The sequence below is a fragment of the Lishizhenia sp. genome, assembly GCF_057456495.1.
This window is the reverse complement of the sequence record NZ_JBVCPV010000191.1, coordinates 1-5,524: the sequence shown is the minus strand read 5'-3', so window position 1 is coordinate 5,524 and position 5,524 is coordinate 1. Positions and strand designations below refer to the sequence as shown.

Here is a 5,524-nt window from a genome sequence, read left to right as displayed (position 1 = left end):
TTAATAGTTAGCGTATTCTTGGCTTTTTCTTGTAAAAAGTTTGATGAATACAACGTAAACCCGAATGCACCAGAAGATGTGCACCCGCAGTTTTTACTTTCAAATGTTATTGCAGAAAGTGCCGACAACCAAGCGTATTGGGGATGGCACGCCGGGGCGCTTTTGGCGCAACATTCAGCAAATTTGGAATTTTTACCTGTGGATAGGTATGACCTGGGTAACAATGAAGGTTTGTGGAATGAAACCTACCGTTTGCTTAATGATTTGAAATCGGTAAGGGAAGCAGAAGAAAGTAATGAAGCGTATAGAGCTGTTGCTGATATTTTACAAGCGCATCAAGCTTCTTTGCTAACAGATTTGTGGACCAATGTACCTTATTTCGAAGCTTTAGAAGGGGAACGTGAAGGAAATTTCACCCCTGCCTTTGACCGTCAAGAAGACATCTATTTAAAAGAAGGTGGAATTTTAGATTTACTCAGGACTGCAGTAGATATATTGGAGACTACAAACCATAGTATAGAGGGAGATATACTGTACAACGGCGATTTGAACAAATGGATCAAGTTTGCCAACGCATTGCGCGTGCGTTATTTGCTAAGGATTTCTAATCAATATGATGGAAGTGTAGAGCTGCAAGAAATTGTCACTGAAGGTAATTTCTTCCAAGGGAATGAAGACAATGCGGTATTACCATACTTAACTTCATCACCGAATCAATGGGTGATTTTTACAGAACGTGAAGGTAGGTATGTAGATGTACGTATGAGTAAAAATGCCGAAAATATCATGGGTGGATTATCTGATGATAGAGTAGGGCGTTTTTATAAGCCTACAAATTTGAGTCAGCAAAATGGTACCTCAGAATTCAAAGGAATTCCTAACGGTTTAAGCAGAGCCAATCAAAATAATTACGATTTGAATGATATCTCTTTGATGGGAAGTTTTCTTCGTGATATTCCAGACGGAATGAAAGCGGTGTATATGAATTATGCAGAATTACAGTTCTGTTTAGCTGAGGCAGCTCAAAAAGGGTGGATTTCAGGAAGTCCTCAAGCGTATTACGAGGAAGGTATTCAAGCATCTTTTGATTATTTCGAAGTAGCTCTTCCTAATAATTACTTACTTTCAGCAGATGTGGTATTGAATGGAGTGGACAACCTAGAACGAATTATGACCCAAAAGTGGATCAATTCTTTTATGAATGGTTATGAAGCATGGTTTGATATCCGTAGAACAGGTTATCCTTCTTTAACAATTCCAGCAGATAATTTAAACGGAGATGTGTATCCTGTGCGTTATGCATATCCCTCTACGGAACAAGCAGTAAACGGTAGCAATTATTCTGATGCCGTTAGCGAAATTGGTGGAGATAATTACAACAGTAAAGGTTGGTGGGAACAATAGTAAATAACATAGAAGTGTGGCAATGGGGATTAGTAATAGCCTCTAGTGTCGCACTTTTTTTTCTTTCTCCATGGTCCAAAACGAGTGCGCAATTTTTTGCGGCTCAAAACCTCAATAAGCAACCCAATTGGTTCATGCTTACTGGGAGTTTGGTCATCTCTTGGGTATTTGCAAAATCAATAGCAAATGCGAGCGATTTAGGGAACAAATTTGGAGCCGTTGGTGGATTGGCCTATGCGGCCTATTACCTTTCATTTATTGTAGCAGGAATAATTATTTACTACATGCGTGTGAAGGGTAACCTCAAGAGTATTCATGTGTTTTTAAATGAACGTTATGGAAGAGGTGCACTGCAACTTTTCTCTTTGATTATAGCTTTTCGATTGTTTAATGAAATTTGGTCTAACACCATGGTCATAGGCAGTTATTTTGGTGAAAGAGGAACAACCGCTTACTATTCATCAATCCTTGTTTTTACGGCTTTAACATTGGCCTATACCCTCAAGGGTGGATTAAGAAGTTCCATTTTTTCAGACCTAATACAAATGGGTTTGTTCGCTGTTTTATTAACGGTAATCCTCAGTTTTTTAATGAAAGAGGAAAGCTTTCAATTTTCAGAAATAGCAACAAGTGGTTCCTTTTCTTATGACGGCGGAATAAATCTGTTGTTTGCAGCGCTGCTCCAATCTTTAAGTTACCCCTTTCACGATCCGGTGATGACCGATAGGGCTTTCATTACCCAACCCAAAGTTATGCTGTGGAGTTTTATTGCTGCAGGTATACTGGGAGGAATATGTATATTCTTATTTAGTTTTCTTGGGATTTTTGGGAAAATGCAAGGGATGGAACCGGGAAGTTTAGCAGATTATGGTAAAATCTTTGGTCCCGTGCTTTTGCTGCTCATCAATTTTATTATGATCGTATCCGCAGCTTCAACCTTAGATTCTTCATTTGCATCTTTTAGTAAATTAATTGCTATAGATTTAGGAGTAGGAACTTCTGTGAAGGTGGGTAGAGTAACTATGGTCATCGTGGCTGTATTGGGCAGTATCCCTATTTTTTTTAATCCTACCGTCTTGTCTGCAACCACTGTAAGTGGAACGATGGTAATCGGTCTAACACCCATTTTCCTGTTTTGGTGGTTGAAAGCCCCTTCCTTAAGCTTTTATACGAGTGTACTGGGAGGAATATCAATTGGAATATTACACGCGATGGATTTATTTCCTAATGTTCTAATTTTTACAGAAGGTCCTTATGCTTCATTACTGTGGGCAAATATTTTTGGAGTCCTCTTTTGTGTGTTTTTATATTTCTTACCTTTTGGCTTAAAACTGAAAAAGTGAAATCGAATTGGGTGAAGAACTATGAACATTTGTTGGACCTAACGTGTAAGTATGGTATTGCAACAAAGGTGAAATTTGAGGATTTGACAGCATATAGTTCTGCTCATTCTGCCTGGCCCAATTTAGGGGTGAATGTGTTTCGGTTCTCAGAGCTTACAAAAAGGAATATTGAAGACATAGGAAAACCAATCACACTGTTATTACCTCGCTTTGTGAGTGATAAAACACTTGTTGAAGATTTAAAAAGAACCTATAAAAGGCACGGTGTTTGGTATCAAATGGAGGCGGAAAGTACAGACTTTTCCTTACCTCAAAACGCAGATTTTTCTCGATTGAAAACGGTTGAGAACGAACATGATTTTAAACGATGGATGGATTTGGTAGAAAATACCTTGTTGGCGGAAAGGAATTTGAACCATAACGCCTTTGGGAAGATGTTACAAGACCAAGAAATTATTTTAGTTCTAGGTCATCATCAAAACCAAGCGGTAAGCGCGGCCATGTTTCATCCTTATGAAAATACCTTAGGACTCTATTTTGTGGTAACCTTACCGGAGTATAGAAATTTAGGTTTGGGCTCCTTAATTACGCAATATGCGTTTTACTTGAGTAAGAAGATGGATTTGGATACACTGGTTTTACAAGCTACTCCTCAAGGGAAAAAAGTTTACGATCATTTTGGTTTCACTGTTCTGGATGAGGTAGATGTTTTTTACACTTTAAACGATTAAATTATGAAAAAATTATTACTTGGTTTAGGGCTTTTGAGCTCATTGTTTGTGAATGCTCAAAGCGAAAATTACAAAGGGATTTCTTATGGGTTTCAAATGGAGTATGTTGATTTTCAAAGAGGTCAGTTTAACACCTATTTAAACAGTAAGTCTTTAGAAAAAGGCAGTTTGCCAGAAGTCCTTTTTGGTTTTAATTTGAATGGGAAATATGGACAACATGTTTATGGCATTGACTATTCAATAAATTCTAAAGAAGAAGAACAAACTAATTACAGAGTGAAGAATACCCTTTCTACTGTTGCTTTCTCCTATGGTTATAGCTTAATCAAAAAAGATACTTGGGACCTTTATCCTTACATCGGTTATCGTTTACTGAATTATAATTACACTTATGAGGGATTCGATCAGGCCGCTACAGATTTTGAAAGTTATTTAACGCAGAATAAAGCCTACGTAAGTTTAGACAACAGAATGCACGGAGCGGATTTAGGAATTGGTTTCCAGTTTAATTCATCTTTTACCTATAGTCTTAAAATTGGAACACAATTACCCTATGTTTCTAGAAGGTGGGTAGAACTTACTACCGAAGATAAACTCAAAGGTGGTCCACATGTGAAATCTTTGTTTTACATCAAAGCCTCTGTGGGGTTTGGAGAGTATAAAAGTAAGTCTAAACGTTCTACACCAAAAGAATAAATAGCGAAATAATGGAGAACGAAATCCTTGTATTTGGAGGACCTTACAGTAACCTTCAGGCTACACAAAAAATGAAAGATATTGCACGAGAATTGGGGTTTGAACCCTCTCGTGTAATTTGTACAGGAGATGTTGTTGGTTATTGTGGAAATCCCCAAGAGACCATAGATCTGATAAAAGATTGGGGCATTCACTGGATAGCAGGAAATGTGGAACAACAACTTTCTGCTGGTGCAGAAGATTGTGGTTGTAATTTCGAAGAAGGATCAAGGTGTTCAAACTTTTCTCAAACTTGGTTTCCTTACGCTCAAATTCATGTCAATGAAAAAGCCAAGGATGAAATGAAGTTATTGCCGGAAACCATAACCCTAGAAATCGACGGTTGCAAAGTGGGAGTGATTCATGGTGGTTTAAGAGATATTTCTCAATTCATTTTTAAATCTACGCCCGCCGCAGATAAAGAAGAAATAATGAGAGAATTGCAAGTGGATGTAGTATTGGCTGGACATAGTGGAATCCCTTTTTATCAAAGTTTAGAAACGGGACTTTGGGTAAATGCCGGTGTAATAGGAATGCCAGCAAATGATGGACGTTCTCATGTGTGGTATGCCCTTGTAGATTTAAAAACAAAAAGGGTAAAACACCGTTCCTTCGAATATAATTGGAAGAAAGCTCAGGAAAAAATGCAAGTAGAGGGTTTGCCAGAAGCCTATGCAAAAACCTTGGAAACAGGACTTTGGGATAACATGGAAATCCTTCCAAAGGAGGAGCGGCTAGAGCAAGGAAAACCATTGAAATTTTAAGCGTAACAAGAGTTACGCTTTTTTTTGCTTATAATTGAGACTTTTGACGATTTGAATACTATGAGCAAGAAGGATAAAGTTGAACTAGGGTTGAAGGAGAATTGGAAGCAATTTACGATTTTGGTAATTGTAAATGCTTTTGTTGGAGGTATGGTAGGATTAGAGCGTACGATATTTCCAGATTTTGCGCACGAGGTTTTTGGAAAGGAATCCTACACGGCAATTTTATCTTTTATCACTGCCTTTGGAATTACCAAGGCGATGACCAATTATTTTACAGGGAAATTGGCCAATAAATTTGGACGTAAAAACCTATTGATAGCGGGGTGGATGATAGCCATACCTGTTCCCTTAATTTTAATGTATGCACCGAGTTGGAATTGGGTGATTTTTGCCAACGTTCTCTTAGGGATAAATCAGGGCCTTACTTGGAGTAGTACAATAGTAATGAAGATAGATTTGGTAGGAGAGAAGGATAGAGGTTTCGCAATGGGACTGAATGAATTCTCGGGGTATTTTTCTGTGGGTATGGTTGCTTTATTGGCGG

The 5,524-nt window shown here is 38.0% G+C and carries 6 protein-coding genes; all 6 read left to right on the top strand.

Features of this window, described 5'->3' with window-relative positions:
- The coding region (locus AC22ZQ_RS12145; protein WP_318959037.1) for a SusD/RagB family nutrient-binding outer membrane lipoprotein at nucleotides 1-1,404 on the top strand (1,404 nt) is incomplete at its 5' end.
- Nucleotides 1,392-2,747 carry a sodium:solute symporter family transporter gene (locus AC22ZQ_RS12140; RefSeq protein ID WP_318959036.1) on the top strand — a complete coding sequence of 452 codons (1,356 nt, stop codon included), beginning with the start codon at nucleotides 1,392-1,394 and terminating at the stop codon, nucleotides 2,745-2,747. The genes AC22ZQ_RS12145 and AC22ZQ_RS12140, both read left to right, overlap by 13 nt.
- Nucleotides 2,744-3,478, top strand: coding sequence for a GNAT family N-acetyltransferase (locus tag AC22ZQ_RS12135; protein ID WP_318959035.1), 735 nt, complete (start codon nucleotides 2,744-2,746; stop codon nucleotides 3,476-3,478). The genes AC22ZQ_RS12140 and AC22ZQ_RS12135 overlap by 4 nt, the downstream gene beginning before the upstream one ends.
- A gap of 3 nt (nucleotides 3,479-3,481) precedes the next feature.
- Nucleotides 3,482-4,174, top strand: a complete 693-nt coding sequence (locus AC22ZQ_RS12130) for a hypothetical protein (RefSeq protein ID WP_318959034.1) — start codon at nucleotides 3,482-3,484, stop codon at nucleotides 4,172-4,174.
- A gap of 11 nt (nucleotides 4,175-4,185) precedes the next feature.
- On the top strand, nucleotides 4,186-4,977 hold the full coding sequence (locus AC22ZQ_RS12125; RefSeq protein ID WP_318959033.1) for a metallophosphoesterase family protein: 792 nt from the start codon (nucleotides 4,186-4,188) through the stop codon (nucleotides 4,975-4,977).
- Nucleotides 4,978-5,037: 60 nt separating this feature from the next.
- Nucleotides 5,038-5,524, top strand: a 487-nt coding sequence (locus AC22ZQ_RS12120; protein WP_318959032.1) for an MFS transporter, incomplete at its 3' end; no start/stop codon positions are given.

Bases quoted from the DNA above. Each gene is read 5' to 3' on its own strand.
- AC22ZQ_RS12130 (WP_318959034.1), top strand. From the start codon at position 3,482: ATGAAAAAATTATTACTTGGTTTAGGGCTTTTGAGCTCATTGTTTGTG.
- AC22ZQ_RS12125 (WP_318959033.1), top strand. From the start codon at position 4,186: ATGGAGAACGAAATCCTTGTATTTGGAGGACCTTACAGTAACCTTCAG.